Annotated in this window: 19 protein-coding genes; 4 read left to right on the forward strand and 15 right to left on the reverse strand. The window is 29.4% G+C overall.

The features are described 5' to 3' along the window. Position 1: 1 nt before the first annotated feature. From CLOTH_RS05450 to CLOTH_RS05460, 3 genes are read right to left on the reverse strand one after another with little or no spacing between them, the layout of a single operon-like run. Entirely contained in the window at positions 2–757 is a 756-nt protein-coding gene (locus CLOTH_RS05450; protein WP_079411942.1) for a phosphatase, read from the reverse strand. Between the two features lie 8 nt (positions 758–765). After that, positions 766–1,488: a pseudouridine synthase gene (locus CLOTH_RS05455; RefSeq protein WP_079411943.1), complete on the reverse strand. Its 723-nt coding sequence runs from the start codon at positions 1,486–1,488 to the stop codon at positions 766–768. Between the two features lie 9 nt (positions 1,489–1,497). Further along, positions 1,498–1,827 carry a DUF1904 domain-containing protein gene (locus tag CLOTH_RS05460; protein WP_079411945.1) on the reverse strand — a complete coding sequence of 110 codons (330 nt, stop codon included), beginning with the start codon at positions 1,825–1,827 and terminating at the stop codon, positions 1,498–1,500. A gap of 203 nt (positions 1,828–2,030) precedes the next feature. Between CLOTH_RS05460 and fba (CLOTH_RS05465) the strand changes: the two genes are divergently transcribed. After that, positions 2,031–2,894 (forward strand): class II fructose-1,6-bisphosphate aldolase, encoded by an 864-nt coding sequence (fba, locus tag CLOTH_RS05465; protein ID WP_079411946.1) that lies wholly within the window; start codon positions 2,031–2,033, stop codon positions 2,892–2,894. A gap of 123 nt (positions 2,895–3,017) precedes the next feature. Beyond that, positions 3,018–3,959, forward strand: a complete 942-nt coding sequence (gene fba, locus CLOTH_RS05470) for a class II fructose-1,6-bisphosphate aldolase (RefSeq protein ID WP_079411948.1) — start codon at positions 3,018–3,020, stop codon at positions 3,957–3,959. A gap of 30 nt (positions 3,960–3,989) precedes the next feature. Here the strand turns inward: fba (CLOTH_RS05470) and CLOTH_RS05475 are convergent, their stop codons facing one another. The 10 genes from CLOTH_RS05475 to CLOTH_RS05520 form a co-directional block, all read right to left on the reverse strand. Beyond that, positions 3,990–5,387 (reverse strand): methyl-accepting chemotaxis protein, encoded by a 1,398-nt coding sequence (locus CLOTH_RS05475; RefSeq protein WP_079411950.1) that lies wholly within the window; start codon positions 5,385–5,387, stop codon positions 3,990–3,992. Between the two features lie 249 nt (positions 5,388–5,636). Next, the gene (locus CLOTH_RS05480; RefSeq protein WP_079411951.1) at positions 5,637–6,119 is read right to left on the reverse strand and encodes a hypothetical protein; all 483 of its coding nucleotides are present in this window, start codon (positions 6,117–6,119) and stop codon (positions 5,637–5,639) included. A gap of 62 nt (positions 6,120–6,181) precedes the next feature. Next, positions 6,182–7,348 carry a class I SAM-dependent methyltransferase gene (locus CLOTH_RS05485; protein ID WP_079411953.1) on the reverse strand — a complete coding sequence of 389 codons (1,167 nt, stop codon included), beginning with the start codon at positions 7,346–7,348 and terminating at the stop codon, positions 6,182–6,184. Between the two features lie 48 nt (positions 7,349–7,396). Then, positions 7,397–8,206, reverse strand: coding sequence for a hypothetical protein (locus CLOTH_RS05490; protein ID WP_079411955.1), 810 nt, complete (start codon positions 8,204–8,206; stop codon positions 7,397–7,399). Between the two features lie 81 nt (positions 8,207–8,287). Next, positions 8,288–10,015, reverse strand: a complete 1,728-nt coding sequence (locus tag CLOTH_RS05495) for an ABC transporter ATP-binding protein (RefSeq protein ID WP_079411957.1) — start codon at positions 10,013–10,015, stop codon at positions 8,288–8,290. 91 nt (positions 10,016–10,106) lie between these two features. Continuing rightward, on the reverse strand, positions 10,107–11,192 hold the full coding sequence (locus CLOTH_RS05500) for a hypothetical protein (RefSeq protein ID WP_079411959.1): 1,086 nt from the start codon (positions 11,190–11,192) through the stop codon (positions 10,107–10,109). 103 nt (positions 11,193–11,295) lie between these two features. After that, positions 11,296–11,988 (reverse strand): metallophosphoesterase, encoded by a 693-nt coding sequence (locus tag CLOTH_RS05505; protein ID WP_079411961.1) that lies wholly within the window; start codon positions 11,986–11,988, stop codon positions 11,296–11,298. An 18-nt stretch (positions 11,989–12,006) separates the two neighbouring features. Then, positions 12,007–12,801, reverse strand: a complete 795-nt coding sequence (locus tag CLOTH_RS05510) for a GTP pyrophosphokinase (RefSeq protein WP_079411963.1) — start codon at positions 12,799–12,801, stop codon at positions 12,007–12,009. 80 nt (positions 12,802–12,881) lie between these two features. Beyond that, positions 12,882–13,787 carry an MBL fold metallo-hydrolase gene (locus tag CLOTH_RS05515; protein WP_079411965.1) on the reverse strand — a complete coding sequence of 302 codons (906 nt, stop codon included), beginning with the start codon at positions 13,785–13,787 and terminating at the stop codon, positions 12,882–12,884. Beyond that, the gene (locus CLOTH_RS05520) at positions 13,778–14,530 is read right to left on the reverse strand and encodes a YkgJ family cysteine cluster protein (protein ID WP_079411967.1); all 753 of its coding nucleotides are present in this window, start codon (positions 14,528–14,530) and stop codon (positions 13,778–13,780) included. The genes CLOTH_RS05515 and CLOTH_RS05520 overlap by 10 nt, the downstream gene beginning before the upstream one ends. Before the next feature lie 75 nt (positions 14,531–14,605). Here CLOTH_RS05520 and CLOTH_RS05525 point away from each other — a divergent pair, with 75 nt between their 5' ends. Further along, positions 14,606–14,848: a hypothetical protein gene (locus tag CLOTH_RS05525; protein ID WP_079411969.1), complete on the forward strand. Its 243-nt coding sequence runs from the start codon at positions 14,606–14,608 to the stop codon at positions 14,846–14,848. A gap of 9 nt (positions 14,849–14,857) precedes the next feature. Here the strand turns inward: CLOTH_RS05525 and CLOTH_RS05530 are convergent, their stop codons facing one another. Both CLOTH_RS05530 and CLOTH_RS05535 read right to left on the reverse strand, forming a co-directional pair. Beyond that, positions 14,858–15,202 (reverse strand): hypothetical protein, encoded by a 345-nt coding sequence (locus CLOTH_RS05530; protein WP_331722021.1) that lies wholly within the window; start codon positions 15,200–15,202, stop codon positions 14,858–14,860. Between the two features lie 10 nt (positions 15,203–15,212). Beyond that, entirely contained in the window at positions 15,213–16,154 is a 942-nt protein-coding gene (locus CLOTH_RS05535) for a TIGR01212 family radical SAM protein (protein WP_079411973.1), read from the reverse strand. A 152-nt stretch (positions 16,155–16,306) separates the two neighbouring features. Here CLOTH_RS05535 and CLOTH_RS05540 point away from each other — a divergent pair, with 152 nt between their 5' ends. Next, positions 16,307–16,591: an ArsR/SmtB family transcription factor gene (locus CLOTH_RS05540; RefSeq protein ID WP_079411975.1), complete on the forward strand. Its 285-nt coding sequence runs from the start codon at positions 16,307–16,309 to the stop codon at positions 16,589–16,591. Positions 16,592–16,693 lie beyond the last annotated feature (102 nt).

Genomic DNA, 16,693 nt, shown 5'->3' on the forward strand with positions numbered 1-16,693 from the left:
TTTATTCCTCCGTTTGTATTAAAGCTTTAAAATCCTGTATATTTTTCTTTCCTTTTTGTTCTAGATAATTTATAAGTTTGTGTATTGATGTATTTATTATAAGGTCTTCGCTCATTCCTATTTGCTCAAATACCTCTTTTACATAATCAAATTTCCCTAGCTGAAATGATATATGAGTATCACTTCCAACTGCCAGATTAAGATTCATTTCTTTAGCTATCTTAGCTATTCTTATGCAGTTTTCTTTACTTCCAGGTCTACTCTTTCCGAATGATGAATTATTTATTTCTATTAATACGTTTTTTTCTTTAGCGGCTTTTAAAACTTTCTCTTCATCTATAGGGAAAGCTGGATTTCCAGGGTGAGCTATTATATCTACATATTTATTATCCATAGCTTTAATTATTGCTCTTGTATTTTCTTCTTTACTTCCTGGCTTTATGCAAACATCGTGAAGACTTGCTATAACTAAGTCTAGTTCTTCTAGATAGTCATCTGGAACATCAAGTTTTCCATCATAATCTATTATGTTTGCTTCTACTCCTCTTAGTACAAATACTCCATCTATAATTCTTGGAATTACTTTCTGATTTCCTATATGGTATACATGAGGTCCTCCCGGCATAGCTGGGCCGTGGTCAGTTAATGCAAACATTTTTAGATTTATACTTTTAGCTTCTCTTACTAAATCATGAACGGTACTATATCCGTGTCCACTAGCTATTGTATGAACATGTGTATCTAACTCAAACTTCAACTATATCACTACCTTTCCTCTAGAAGCTTTATTTCTTCTTCTGTAAGTTCTCTATATTCTCCTAGTGCTAAGCTTTCATCTAATTTTAGGTTACCCATAGATATTCTTTTTAAGTAAATTACTTTTTTATCTACTGCTTCAAACATTCTCTTAACTTGATGATATTTTCCCTCATATATCTTAACTTCTATTTCTGATATCTCATCAGACCTTAATATTTTAAGGTATGATGGCATAGTTTTGTATCCATCATCTAAAGTTACTCCATCTTTAAAAGCTTTCACATCTTCATCAGTTACTAAGCCATCTATTTTTGCGTAGTATACTTTTGGAACATGTTTTTTAGGTGAAAGTACTCTATGAGAAAGTTGTCCATCATTTGTAAGTACTAAAAGCCCTTCTGTATCTTTATCAAGCCTTCCTACTGGAAATGGATCAAACACTTTGTACTCTGGATCTATTATATCTATTACTGTTTTTTCTACATCATCATAAGTTGCTGATATGTAACCTTGAGGCTTGTTTAGCATTATATATATGTATTTTCTATAGTTTACTTTTTCTCCATCAAATATTATCTCATCATTTTGTGGATCTACATGAACTGATGAATTTTTAATAACTTCTCCATTTACAGTTACAATTCCATATTTACAGTATTTTTTTATTTCAGTTCTACTTCCGTAACCTAAGTTAGACAGTATTTTGTCTAATCTTTCTCCTTTTGCCATAATATCCTCCTAGAAATGCTGTCCATTTTCGTAGTATTTTTCTTTTTCAAACACAGTAAACGCTAAATCTAAAGACTGTATACCCAGATTTTCTCTTATAGTGTCAGTTATAATTTTTGCTACTATATCTTGTATTTCTTGTCCTCTATCAAACCATGCTACCTCTATAAATGGGTATGCATTTTCTACTTTTCCATCTCTTATAGCTACTGAAGATATACATTCTATCTCAAAGTAATCTCTTGGAGCTTGAACTACATCTACTAAATCATCTACTAGTTTCTTACTTATCTTACATATTTCATTAGCATCTATTCCTCTTATTTTTATTTGCGGCATTTTCATTCCTCCCGATACTTTATTCTGCATATATTATTATACTTTTAAATGCTCGTTATTACAAATCTATGTGCTTTAAATTTTAAAATGAAAAAATAAAGATTTTTTTATTTCATATTTTATAATTTTAGATTATAATATTCATTGTATGTTAAATACTAAATAATGTGATTTTTATTAAAATAAAATATGGAGGTTACATAATGTTAATTTCAGCTAAAGAAATGTTAAACAAAGCAGTAGAAGGCCAATATTCTGTTGGTCAATTTAATATCAATAATTTAGAGTGGACAAAAGCAATTTTATTAACTGCTCAAGAAAACAATTCTCCAGTGATCTTAGGTGTTTCTGAAGGTGCTGGAAAATATATGGGTGGTTTTAAAACTATCGTTGGAATGGTTAAAGGAATGATTGAAGAATTAAATATAACTGTTCCTGTTGCACTTCACTTAGACCACGGTAGCTACGAAGGAGCTTTAAAAGCTATCGAAGCTGGTTTTTCTTCAATAATGTTTGATGGATCTCACTACTCTATCGAAGAAAATATAGCTAAAACAAAAGAAATAATCAAAATATGTGAAGAAAAAGGTATCTCTGTAGAAGCAGAAGTTGGTTCTATAGGTGGAGAAGAAGATGGAGTTGTAGGTTCTGGTGAAATTGCAGATCCTAATGAGTGTAAAGCTATTTCTGAATTAGGTATTACAATGTTAGCTGCTGGTATCGGTAATATCCATGGTAAATACCCAGAAAATTGGGCTGGATTAAACTTTGAAGCACTAGCTGCAATAAAAGATGCTACTGGAAATATGCCTTTAGTTTTACACGGTGGTACTGGTATTCCTGAAGATATGATTAAAAGAGCTATATCTTTAGGTGTTGCTAAAATAAATGTAAACACTGAATGTCAATTAGCTTTTGCTAAAGCTACTCGTGAATATATAGAAGCTGGAAAAGATTTAGAAGGTAAAGGATTCGATCCTCGTAAAATATTAGGTCCTGGATTTGAAGCTATTAAAGCTACAGTTAAAGAAAAAATGGAGTTATTTGGCTCTATAAATAAAGCTTAATTTCCTTTAGGGTGTATATAGTATATCTTTTTATTTAATTAGTATACTATATATACCCTTTTATTTTTTTATTATTAGGTTTATAATCTTTATGTACGAATTTTTTATATAGGAGGTATTTAAATGCCATTAATTAATTCTAAAGAAATGTTAAAGCTTGCACACGAAGGTAAATACGCTATAGGTGCATTCAATGTAAACAATATGGAAATAGTACAAGGTATAATTGAAGGGGCTAAGAAAGAAAATTCTGCAGTTATACTTCAGGCTTCTGCAGGAGCTAGAAAATATTCTAATCCTATATATCTTAGAAAGCTGGTTGAAGCTGCTGTTGAAGAAAGCAACCTGCCAATAGTTCTTCACCTTGACCACGGTGATAGCTTTGAAACTTGTAAGCAATGTATAGATGATGGATTTACTTCTGTTATGATAGATGGATCTCACTATCCATTCGAAAAAAATATAGAGCTAACAAAAAGAGTTGTTGAGTATGCTCACGAAAGAGGAGTTACTGTTGAAGCTGAGCTTGGACAATTAGCTGGTATTGAAGATGATGTTAATGTTAGTGCTGAAGATGCTACATTTACAGATCCTGATCAAGCTGTAGAATTTGTTGAAAGAACTGGAGTTGATTCTTTAGCAATAGCTATAGGAACAAGTCACGGAGCTTATAAATTTGCTGGTGAAGCTAGACTTGATTTTGCAAGACTTGAGAAGATAACTAATCTTTTACCAGGATTCCCTCTTGTTCTTCACGGTGCTTCTTCTGTACCTCAACAGTTAGTTCAAATGTGCAATAGCTTCGGTGGTGATATTCCAGGAGCTAAAGGTGTGCCTGAAGAAATGTTAAGAGATGCTAGTAAGTTTGGAGTTTGTAAAATAAATGTTGATACTGACTTAAGACTTGCAATGACAGCTGCTATAAGAAAAGTTCTTATAGAAAATCCTGCTGAATTTGACCCTAGAAAATATTTAGCTCCAGGTAGAGATGCTATAGCACAGTTAGTAGCTCACAAATTAAGAATATTTGGTGCTAGTGGATCTGCTGCTAAATTAATGAAATAATGGATAGGCTTTGCCTATCCATTATTTTTTCTAAACCTTAAATCTATTTATAGTATCCTTTAAATCTATAGCTATTTGATTTAGACTTTGAGCTTGTGATGCTAGTTCTTGAGATGAGGCTGTTATTTCTTCAGAAGAAGCTGCTACTTCTTCAGTTGCTGCAGTGTTTTCTTCTGTTACAGAACTTACTTCTTCTACCCTCTCCATTACATTGTTTTTAGATTTTACTATATCATCCATTGCAACATATGTCTTTTTCATGAGCGGTGCTATATTCTCTATAGCTATTAATATATCTGCAAATGATTTTACTGTATTTTCAAGCGACTGAGATTGTTCTTTTACAGACTGTGTTACATTTTTAGAAGTATAAATTACATCATCAGTATTTTTGATGATAGAATTAACAAGATTTGTAATCTTTTCAGTGGATTGCCTTGACTGTTCTGCTAATTTTCGTACTTCTTCAGCCACTACCCCAAATCCTCTTCCATGTTCTCCTGCTCTTGCTGCTTCTATAGTTGCATTTAATGCAAGTAAATTTGTTTGTTCTGATATTCCTGATATTATTTCTGTTATACCACTTATTTCTCTTACAGAGTTAGTTAACATCTCAACCCTAGTAACTACTATCTCAAATGTATTTTTTATTTCGTTTATAGATCTAATTAATACATCCATCTCTTGTTTGCCTATATTTGCTTTATTTTCTGCATTTTCTGTTTCAAATTTTACACTTTCAAGCTCTTTATATACATTATCTATGTTGTTTGTTAATTCTGATAATGAATTCACAATTTCTTGAAGATCTTGTGCCTGACTAGTTGCTCCCTGTGCAACTTGTTGCATTGTTGATGCAAGTTCCTCAGAAGATGATGACATTTGCTCAGACACTGCAGCAAGATTTTGAGATTGTCCCGTTATCTTTTCAGATCCTATCTTTATATTAGCCAGTGCTTCTTTAATATTTTCAATAACTTTCGATAATGAACGATTCATTTGGGCAAATTCGTTCTTTCCATAGCTTTCTAAATCAACAGTAAAGTCATAATTTGAAAGCTTGGTTAATACATAATTTATTTGAGCCATTGAGTCTTTTAATAATTTTATCAATATAAAAGTTAAGGCAGCTAGTGTTGATATGACTATTATAGATATCCTAGTGAATACATTTCTAGCACTACTATAAATGCTATTAGCTTCGTCAACCATGCTTTGTATTTGATGTTTATCAAGAGTTTCAAAGTTCTGATAAAGTAAATTCATATCATTATTCAGTATTCTCATATTTTCTAGGGATGAATAAATTAAGTATCCTATAGATACTGATGTAAGAATTAATATTATGAATAACAGATTAATCATTCTAACGTTTTTGAGAAAATTGATATTAACATTCCCATTTTTTGTAAAACTATTACCTTCCATCCTAAATTCCTCCCGAAATAATATTTTATACTACAAACATTACTCCTGACTCATATGCTTTATTTTATTTATGGTAAGCTCAAGTTTCAAGTATTTTTAGTATACTTTCATGAAATTTTAGAATGAAATTAATTTTTAATTTACATAATACCAAGGTATCCTATTTATACATAGAAGATTTTTATCAACAATATTTGTTTACTTAAATTTTCTTATAAATAAAAATAGGGCTATACACCCTATCATAATTTAATTAAAGTATTTAGATGATCCTTCTAGTTGCCTTTTTGCAACTAATTTAGTAAGATCCATAAGTTCTAATCTTTTGATGTCTTTAAAAGATATGCTCATAACAAAGCTCACCTCAGTAAATGTCTCATCTAGATTGTATATTTCTGAATGAACCCTTATACTATCGTATTTGTACTCTTCTCTAAAATCATCTTCAATATGATCACACACATCTTTTATATATTCTTTTATATCTTCAAACATAACTTGAAAATAATCTTCATCAACTTCTATATCGTCATAAAATTCTCCGTCTGGTTCTTCATACTTAAACGCAGATTTATCTAATTTACAATCAAAAACCATTATATTGTTTTGCTTTATGCTATCTGTTATATCCTTTACATATTCAAAATCAGCCATCATTTTAAGTATATCTTCTATTTTTGAACTATTTAAGGTCATTTCTCCTGCTTTATTAACAAAGGTGATGTCTACCATACTTGGCCCCCTATCTTTATGTTTATATTTTATATTATTGTATATTTGATTTAAAAAATCAACTATTCTACGATTTTATATACTAGTTTTTCAAATGTAGGATCTACACCTAGCAATTTCTTAAGAGCATAGTATTCATCTAATGCTTTTTTATTTTCATCTTTTTTCTTTATTCCTCTTATCATCAAGTTTTTTGGAGTGTCAAGAGGAGATATGTATTCAACTACTGATACATCATATCCATAACCTTCTAAAAGAAGACTTCTTAAGCCATCAGTGATTAAATCCGCAAACCTTGCTTTAAAGACTCCGTGCTTTAGTATAGGATTAATCTCATCATATTTATACTGACTTAGTATTTCTTTATGACAACAAGGAACTACAACTATAGCTTTAGCTTCACTTCTAACTCCTAGTCCTAGTGCCATATCAGTTGCTGTATCACATGCATGCAGACTCATAACTATATCTATATCTCTAGTTGGTATATAGTGATTTAAATCTTCCTTTATAAATTCCATATTTTTATATCCTAAATTACTCGCCATCTTTTTTGAAGACTCTATTACATTGTCTGAGTAGTCTATTCCTATAAAATAGCAGTTTTTCTTTAGAACTTCTTTTATATAATAATTAAGAACAAAGCTTAAATATGACTTTCCACAAGCACAATCTAATATAGTTATACTATCCTTATTTCCAAGTTCTTTTATTAATTTATCTACAAGCTCTACAAAGTGATCTATTTGATTATATTTCCGTATTTTATCATTTTTTATTTTTCCTTCTTTAGTTAGAATTCCTATTTCTTTCAGAACTGAATTGGCAGCTCCAACCTTTACATAGTAATCTCTATTTTTTATCTGTGATGCAGTGTAGCTATCTATTTCTTCTTTTTCTTCATTTTCTAAGTATTTTATATTTACGCCTTTATTATCTCCTTCTATTAATATGGTAGTTCCTCTTTCCACATACTTAAATCTTATACTATCGTAATTTTCACTTTCTTTTAGTATATATTTACAAAGGTCATCAAAACTATAGTTATTAGTTGCTCCCTTGAAATTTAATTTATATTTTTCATCTTCTAAAACTACTATTCCCTTAAATTCCTTGAGTCCAGACTTATATATTATTTCTATTGATTTAAAGAAGTCTCTATTTTCTACACTTCTCTCTTTAAGTCCCATAAAAAACAAATTTAACTTTGCAATATTTTGTTTATTCATACAATCCTACCTTTCCTTACAATTTAAAAAAGGACCTTTTAGTCCTTTTTACATTCCTAATTTTCTTCTAACATTGTTTAGCTTTTCTCTGCCATTTACAATGTATTCATCAGATAATTTAAACTGCTGTTGCAATTTTATCATATATTTTGGATTTTTTCTATCTAAAAGCTTAAGACCATTATCTAAGGCTTCTTTTCTTAGAAAGTATGCTGTTTGAAGATCAGATTTTGCTGAGATTAATTCTTTTCTTATTTCAGCATCTAACTCTTTTGGTACTCTCAGTGCTTTGTATGCTTTTTCTGCATTTTCACAGTCTTGCCTTGCAGTTTTTGCTATTTCGTATAGATTATTCAAATTACCCTGTCCAGCCCTTACCTTGTTTATCTCATCATAGCATTCCTGAAATTTACTCAGCGCAGACTTTTCTATAACTACTAATTTATCATAGAACTCTTTAAATATATCTTTCTGTGTTTTGCTTACAACCACTTCAGGTTCTTTAACATCTTCTACCTTTACATTCTTTACTTCCTTAGTATCTTCTATCTTCTTATCTTCTACTTTTATGTCTTCATATTCTTCAGTTTCTTCTTCATCTTCTATTTTAATGCTTTCTACATATTCATTCTCTATTTCTTCTTTTTCTTTAATATCTTCTATATGAACTTTTTTATGATCCATCTTTATACTTTCACTTTTATTAGCTAGATTCAATACTGTTATTATCATTATGGTTGCTAATATCATGTATATAGACCCATATATTAACTTCTTACCTCTTACACTTCTCCACATAAGTATTACCATTAGTGGCGGGATATATAATGTTATGAATACGAAAAGCCAAATGGGCATTTGTATCTCCTCCTTTATAATATCTACATTTATACAAATGCCCATTATATTAATATTTCATAACTATTTTATTAACTTTTTTTAAACTGCTTCACCTCTATCAAACTGTGATTTATATAATTTTGCATATATACCATCTTTTCTTATAAGTTTTTTGTGATCTCCTTCTTCTACTATTCCTTCATCAGTTAGCACCATTATCCTATCTGCATTTTTTATTGTACTTAGTCTATGAGCTATTACAAGCGTAGTTCTATCCTTTGAAAGATCATGTAGAGACTGTTGGATTAATTTTTCTGTTTCATTATCAAGTGCAGATGTAGCTTCATCAAGTATTAATATAGGAGGATTTTTGAGGAATATCCTAGCTATTGATATTCTTTGCTTTTGTCCTCCAGAAAGTTTTATACCTCTTTCACCTATATATGTATCATATCCATCTTCTAATTCCATTATAAATTCGTGAGCGTTAGCTTTTTTAGCTGCTTTTATAATTTCTTCATCTGTAGCTCCTATTTTTCCGTATGCTATATTATCTTTTATAGTTCCCGAGAATAAAAATACATCTTGTTGAACTATTCCTATATTTTCTCTTAATGATCTTTGAGTTATATCCTTGATGTCAACATTATCTATGCGTATACTTCCTTTATCAACCTCATAAAATCTAGGAATTAAACTGCACAAAGTTGTTTTACCTGCACCTGATGGACCTACAAAAGCTATAGTCTCTCCTGCGTTAATCATGAAACTTATATCCTTTAATACATTACTCTTATCGTTATAGCTAAAAGCAACGTCTTTAAATTCTATATCTCCTTTAACTCTATCTATCTCCATAGCATCTTCCTTATCTACTATATCTGGATCAATTTCTAGTATTTCTACAAATCTATTAAAACCTGCCATACCTTTTTGATAGTTTTCAATAAGATGAACCATTCTTCTTATAGGCTGTAAGAACATTGAAACATATAGTAAAAATCCTACAAGTTCTCCTAAACTAAGCTCTCCACTACTGATTAAAAGTCCACCATAAACTAGTATTATTAAATTTATAAAATTCGAGAAAAAAGTTACACCCGAAAAAAACTCTGCCATTACCTTGTATGAATATTCCTTAGAATTTTTGAAATTCCTATTTCCTATCTCAAATTTCTGATGCTCATACTCCTCATTTGTAAAAGCCTTAACTACTCTAACTCCTGAAATACTATCTTCAACTTGAGCATTTATATCTGCAAGTTTTTTTCTTAGTTCTCTGAATGATTTTTTCATAGCTCTATTTTTTACTACTGCAAATACTAACATAACAGTTACAACAGCAAATGTAACTAATGCTAGCTTTACATTTAAGCTTACCATTATCACAAAAGACCCTACTAATGTTATAGTTGTTATAAACAAGTCTTCTGGTCCATGATGTGCAAGTTCTGATACTTCATTAAGATCATTAACTATCCTAGACATTATGTGACCTGTCTTTGTATTATCAAAGTACCTAAATGAAAGTTTGTGTATATGATTGAATAGATCCTTTCTCATATCGTATTCCATTCTTACACCTAGAATATGCCCCCAGTAATCAACTATATACTGGAACACACTTCTTAATATGTAAAGTAATAAAAGTCCTCCACCGAATAATAATATTAGCTGTACATTTTTCTGCGGAAGTACGTCATCAACCATTTTTCTAGCAACCATTGGGAATATAAGATCCATAATCGCAATAAAAAAGGCACATGTAAAGTCTAAGAAAAATAAGTGTTTATGTGGCTTGTAGTACTCTATAAACTTTTTTATCATTGTTTTCTCCCTCTTTGAGTTTATTAAATTTTCAAAATTTATTATACCATAATAAGGGTATTATATACACATAAAAACCTAAGCTACAAGCCTAGGTTTTATTTCTTAATGTAAATGCTATTATTCTTCTTAATATAGGTCTTATTTCATTTATTCTAATGCCATAAGATCTAAGTTCTCTTATAACAGGTTGATTTGTACTTATCATTTCACTTAATATTTCTGTAGCTTGAGATTGTATATCTAAAGGTATTTTATACATATCTCCTTTTTGAAGTGTATAGTAGACAATATCTTTTACTACTTTTGGAACCTGAGCTTGAGGTACACCGTAAGATCTTAATATCTGGAATATATTTGTGGTATTTCTTATTTCATTAGTTATTCTAATAGCCTCTCTTTCTAGACTTTGTTCTGTTGATTCTATGTGTTCTATAGTAAATCTTATTATAGTTCTTAGTATTGCTCTTATTTGATTCATAGGTACGCCATAAGATTGTAATTCTTTTATTGGCTCTAGATTTGACTGTTGCATCTTTATAAGTATATTTCTAACTTTTTCTTCCATATTAGTATATATATCCTCTAAATCTATATTTATTATAGTAAATATAACTAATGACTTTACTATATTGTCTATTCTTCTTTGAGGAATTCCATATCCTTTTAGGTCTGTGTATATATCTGTTTTTTGTCTTATTAGATTAGTTATCTGCTCTGCTTTTTTATCTACTTCAACTGGTATACCAGAAGGCCTATCTATATACGAAAGAACGAAAGATATTATACCTAATACTGCTTGATCTATAACTCTTGGAGGTATTCCATAAGCTCTTAATGTAAAGAATATCCATGGATTGTCTTTTCTTAAATCATTTAGCAATCTTTGAGATCTTTCTTCTATGCTTCCTTTGTATTTGTTAGCATTATCTAGTGTATATCTGACAATAAATCTTAATAATACTCTCATCGCCATATTATTTAAGCCAAGCTTACTAGTTTCAGTGTACATATAAGAGAATTGTCCTTCAAGTTCATTTATTATTTTATCTATGTCCTCCGTTCCCTGTCTTAATATATCTGTATATTCACTTTCAAGATTCTTACCAGACCTTGAATAAAGTGAATGATAGTAACTCATTATATTAAATGGATTGTTATTGTAGCTATAGTACATATTAAATCCCCCTTTCATACTTTTTCAATTCATAATATACAGTTTCTAAAAAATTGTTACAGTTTTTAGAGTAACTAAAATAGGAGTGTCAAATTTGACACTCCTATTTCATAATCTGTATTAATTTAAAGTCAGTATAGTCGCACGATGCCAAACTATACTCAACATTATTTCTTTCTCCTATAAGGCCATGCTTAAAAGATTCTTTCCCATGCAAATGCCCATATATAACTTTTTTAACTTTATATTCTTCGTACATTTTAGTGAAATTAGATTCATCTAGTCTATCGTTAGTAGGTGGATAATGAGTTATAACTATTATATCTTCAAATCCATCTTTTTTAGCTGCATCTAAAGATAATTTCAGTCTTTGTACTTCTCTATTATATATTTTTTCATCTTCTTCATCGAATTTAGTTTCATTAGGACAAAGCCATCCTCTTGTTCCACATATAGCATAATTTTCATAAGTATAATAATTATTTTGAAGAAATTTCATGTTATCAAATAGTTTATTTAACTTACTTACTGTAGACCACCAGTAGTCATGGTTTCCTTTTACTAGTATTTTTTTGCCCGGGAGATTGCCTATATCTTCTAAATCTGGCATTGCCTCCTTTAGATTTATTCCCCAAGATATGTCTCCAACAACTAATACTGTATCGTTATCATTTACACTCTCTGACCAGTGCTTTATTATTTTTTCTCTATGGTCTTGCCAGTTGTCCCCAAATATATCCATTGGCTTATTTACTGCTTTTCCAAAATGCAGATCTCCTATTGCATAAAGAGCCAAATTCCATCACTCGCCTTTTTAATTTTTCCTTATTCCCTTTAGTGCATTATCTATTGCTTTTTTTAATTTTATCATTGTATTTAAATCTTCAAATCCACCTATATTATCAAACTCCTTCTGGAAGGAAACAGCTAGTTCATCTTCTCCTACTCTATAAAGCTCCTGAATGGAGTCTAAAATATCTCTTGTAGTTGTAGACCTCATCTCAAACATAACTTGAGCCTTCATTATTTCTTCCCTTATCTCACTCATTTCTTGATCTAGTAAAAACGCTGCATCAGCTGCTCTTCTAAGTCTTTTAGCTATGTCCTCAGGCATAAAATGGTCGTATTTGTATCTTAAAGAATGTTCAATAGTAGCCCAAAAGTTCATCGCTAGAGTTCTTATCTGAATCTCCGCTAGTATGTCCTTAGATCCTGCAGCAGTTTGTATAGGGTACTTTATTATAACGTGGTAGCTTCTATATCCACTCTCTTTATAGTTGTTTATATAATCTTTCTCATAAACAACTTCCATATCATTTCTACTTCTTATCAAACTTGTTACAGTATATATATCTTCTACGAACTGACACATTATTCTTATTCCAGCTATATCTTCTATTTTCTCTTCAATTTCATCCATAGCTACACCTAATCTTTTAGCCTTTGATATAATAGATGCAACCTTCTTAACTCTACCTGTTACAAACTCTATAGGAGAATACTCTCCTCCCCCTTTTAGTTCATTTCTTATGTTCTTAAACTTGACTTTAAGCTCCTCGACAGCATACTCGTAAGGAGTTAGCAAAGATTTCCACTCTATTATTTCCATGCCCATCACCCTTAAATTTATTTTTGTCAGTTATTCAATTTTCCCCTATATATTTTATCATCAAATCCTAAAATATTTTACTATTTTTTCAAAGAGTAATATATTTTGCCACATTCGATTTTGTACTCTACCATATCTTTTTCTATTAAATACGATACCATTGACGCTAATGTAGACTTTGAAAAATAATATTCTTTGTAGTTTAGGATTAAATTATTCTTCTCTATTATATAAGCTAGTAACTCTTCCTGAGTACATTTGTTATCTAAAACACCTTTTATCTGCTCAATATACTTATTTATAGTTTCTATATTGTAATCTGCAAGATCAAAGACTTCTTTTTTAGTAAGTAATGGATTTCCATGACCTATAACCCCAAAATCAAAATCCATATTTTTTATATTTTCTAGCGTATTTAATTCACTTTCAACATCTATTATAAATGGAAAGTTGAATTTTTCTAGTATATTTTCATTCAAAAGTGAATCTCCTAGATAAAGCACCTTATCTTTAGTCATAACCCCTATATGTCCTAGACTATGACCTTTTAGATTTACTATTTCAAATTCCTCATTATTTAAAATTATTTTTCCTTCATCTAAAGTCTCATCTACTCTTAGTATTTCTCCTCTATTTTTGAAATTATCATCAAAAAATCTATTTGACTTTCCTCCATAAGTGTACATATTAAATATATATGGGTTGTCTATAACCAGCTTTGCATCATATGATGATAAAGATTTACAATCTTTGAAATGATCTAAAATTACCTTGCTTGCACCATAGTGATCAGAATGTTCATGTGTATTTATTATATATTTGACTTTAATTCCTTGCTTTTCAAACATCTTTATCAATCTATTTGCCCTAGAGTTAGATAATCCAGGGTCGATTACTAACGCACTATTATCTTCAAATATATACACTCCTGTATTCGTTCCACCTTTTAAATAATAACTTCTTCCTTTTATATTTTCTAATTGCAAGTTTTACCCCCACCTTCTAAAAGTAGTTTCTTTATTCGTTTAAGTGCAGTTTCTCTTATATTTTCATCTTTTGTTATTTTTATCTTTATGTTCATAGCTAAATTCTCATAAAATATAGATTCTATGAAATAATCTACAATGCCTCTATCTTTAAAATCAAACTTAATTAATCCTTTTGAATATAGTATAGAATCTAAAATCATTACTTCATCGGAGAAACTAAGCCTTTCTTCTTTAGTCATATATCCATTGCGTGGCTTAAATTCATAACAATAATTTATTTTATAATTTGATATCTTTTCATTTATTTTTATTCCGTAATTTTCACTTAAAACATTTGATAAATTTATATTATCATTTTTTACTTTATCATAGTTTTTTTCATAGTCTTCTTTTTTCCAATGTCCATATATTCTACAATTCAGTGGCCTTACATCATATATAAGGCATCTATTATTTTCATCTTTAAATGGACAAGGTTGTTTTTTTATATACTCTAAGAAATAGTAATCTAATATCTTATTCATTACTTTTATTTTTATATCTTTATTTTTATTTATATAATTATATATATTTAAAAATTCTATATAACTAACTCCAACTGATTCCATACAGCAATTTCCACATCCTGAGCAGTCCCCGCTAGGAATTGTGCTATATATTTTATTAAGCTTATTTAGCATATCCTGATTGTTTATATAATTTACAGCATCTTTTATATCTTCTCTTTTTATGCTAGGCATATTTGCATCTCCTTGTTATAATATTTTAATAACTAGGATATTATATCAAAATATTATAAGTCTATGGAGGTATTTATGAATAGATATACTAAAGTAATTACTATAATGGGATCGTACTTCACTAAGGATTTTGAAAAGAAGAGAAAAAATATGGTAAAAACTAGAGAAATAAAAGAGGAAACGGTTAGAAAGTTCTTTGTCCAAGGAGATTGTGAAGTTATCGTTCACTTTGAGGAAACAGGAAAGGAAATAGTTTTAGATTCTTTTAGTTCTCCAGAAGATATCAAAAAATACTTAGGACCTAAGTTTTTAGGATAAACCCTCCTTTTATAAGGAGGATTTATTTTGTTTAAAAACTTCTACTTTATCGTCTAAATCAACTATATTAATAACACTATATTTGTAATCTATCTCAAAGTTAGCAAATGCAGAATGTAAATCTATATCTCTTAGCATGTGACAAGTCATAACATTTCCACTTTTGCTAAACCTTATTACTAAGCCTCTAACCTTTGTAAACTGTATTCTAGATATATCTAGATCATTTTTTCCTATATTTAAATCTAAACTTCTATATCCTAAATCTATAAACAAATCTACATCCATATCATCTTCCTTTATAATTCTAATATCAAAGTCAGTATCTATTGTAAGATTTCCTTTTGTGAACATAATTATCTCCTTAAATAAATTTTTTTACAGTCTTTCCATTTAGGTAGTCGCACTTTTTACCTTGATATATATCATTTTCTTTCATATATTCATCTATCATATCTTTAATCTTCCACCAAGATGTGTTCCAGTTGCAAAATAAAGTATTTTCCTCAGGAGCTCTACCTATTAATCTATGTATGACTATATCTTCATTTAAGTATTCTAAAAATGTAGCTACCCTTTTTACATATTCATCTAAAGATATAATGTCTATGCTTTTATTTTCATACTCTTTTGCCATTTGAGTTCCTTTGACTATATATAAAGAGTGAAGTTTTACTCCATCAACTTTAAGTGCAGATAATACTTTTGCACTTTCTATAACATCATCTATAGTATCTCCTGGAAGATTAAGTATCAAATGTGCACAGGTTTCAAATCCGTATTTTTTAATTCTTAAAATAGCATCTATAAATTCAGCTAGTGTGTGTCCTCTATTTATTTTGTTTAAGGTATGATAATTAACAGTCTGAAGGCCAAGTTCTATGGATATGTTTATCCCTTCTTCTTGAAGATCTTTAAGTGCCTTTAGATATTCATCATTTATAGCATCAGGTCTTGTTGATATATCTATTTCTACTATATTATCCATCTTGGCATCTTTTATATATTCTCTAAAATCACTTAACTTCATATATGTATTTGTATAGTTTTGAAAATAAGCTATGAATTTTCTAGCTTTATATCTTTCTTTTATATATTCCATGTTCTTTGAAAGTTGTTCTTTAACTGAAAGTGTATTTTGTAGTGATTCAAATCCTGCTCCTACATCTGCACAGAAAGTACAACCTCCGTATCCATTTTCATCTCTATTTGGGCACGTTATTGGCAAATTTATAGGTAGCTTATATACTTTTTCTCCGTATTTATCCTTTAAATATTTAGAGTATATTCTGTATCTATCTTCCATTTTTTCCTCCCTGCAAATTTTAATATAATATATAGTATATATCAAAATCTTATATTAAATAATAATTATATAGTATCAGTATTGATAGAGTGTTGACAATTAAATCATTATATCGTAATATTGTAATATGATTAATTACTGAGGTGATATTCATGGAAAATTTTAAAAATAATCCACAGTTGTTTGAAGATAATGCAGAGCTTCTTAAAGCTTTAGCACACCCAGTTAGACTTTGTATGGTTAAGGGACTTTTGCAGGCTGGAGAAAGTAATGTTTCAAATATGCAAAATTGTCTTAATATGCCTCAATCTACTATTTCTCAGCATATTGCTAAGCTTAAATCTGCTGGTATTATAACTGGAGAAAGAAATGGGCTTGAGATAATATACAAAGTTTCTAACCCTAAAGTAATAAGTATAATAAATGCTCTGTTTTAGAAAGAAAAAAGGACCATTTGGTCCCTTTTTTAAGTATATAATGTAAAATAGCTTTTTTATTATAAATTTTTAATCTTGAAGTAATCCTAGAATTATCAAAAT

The sequence above is a fragment of the Alkalithermobacter paradoxus genome, from assembly GCA_002029295.1.
GTDB classification, from domain to species: Bacteria; Bacillota; Clostridia; order Peptostreptococcales; family Peptostreptococcaceae; genus Alkalithermobacter; species Alkalithermobacter paradoxus.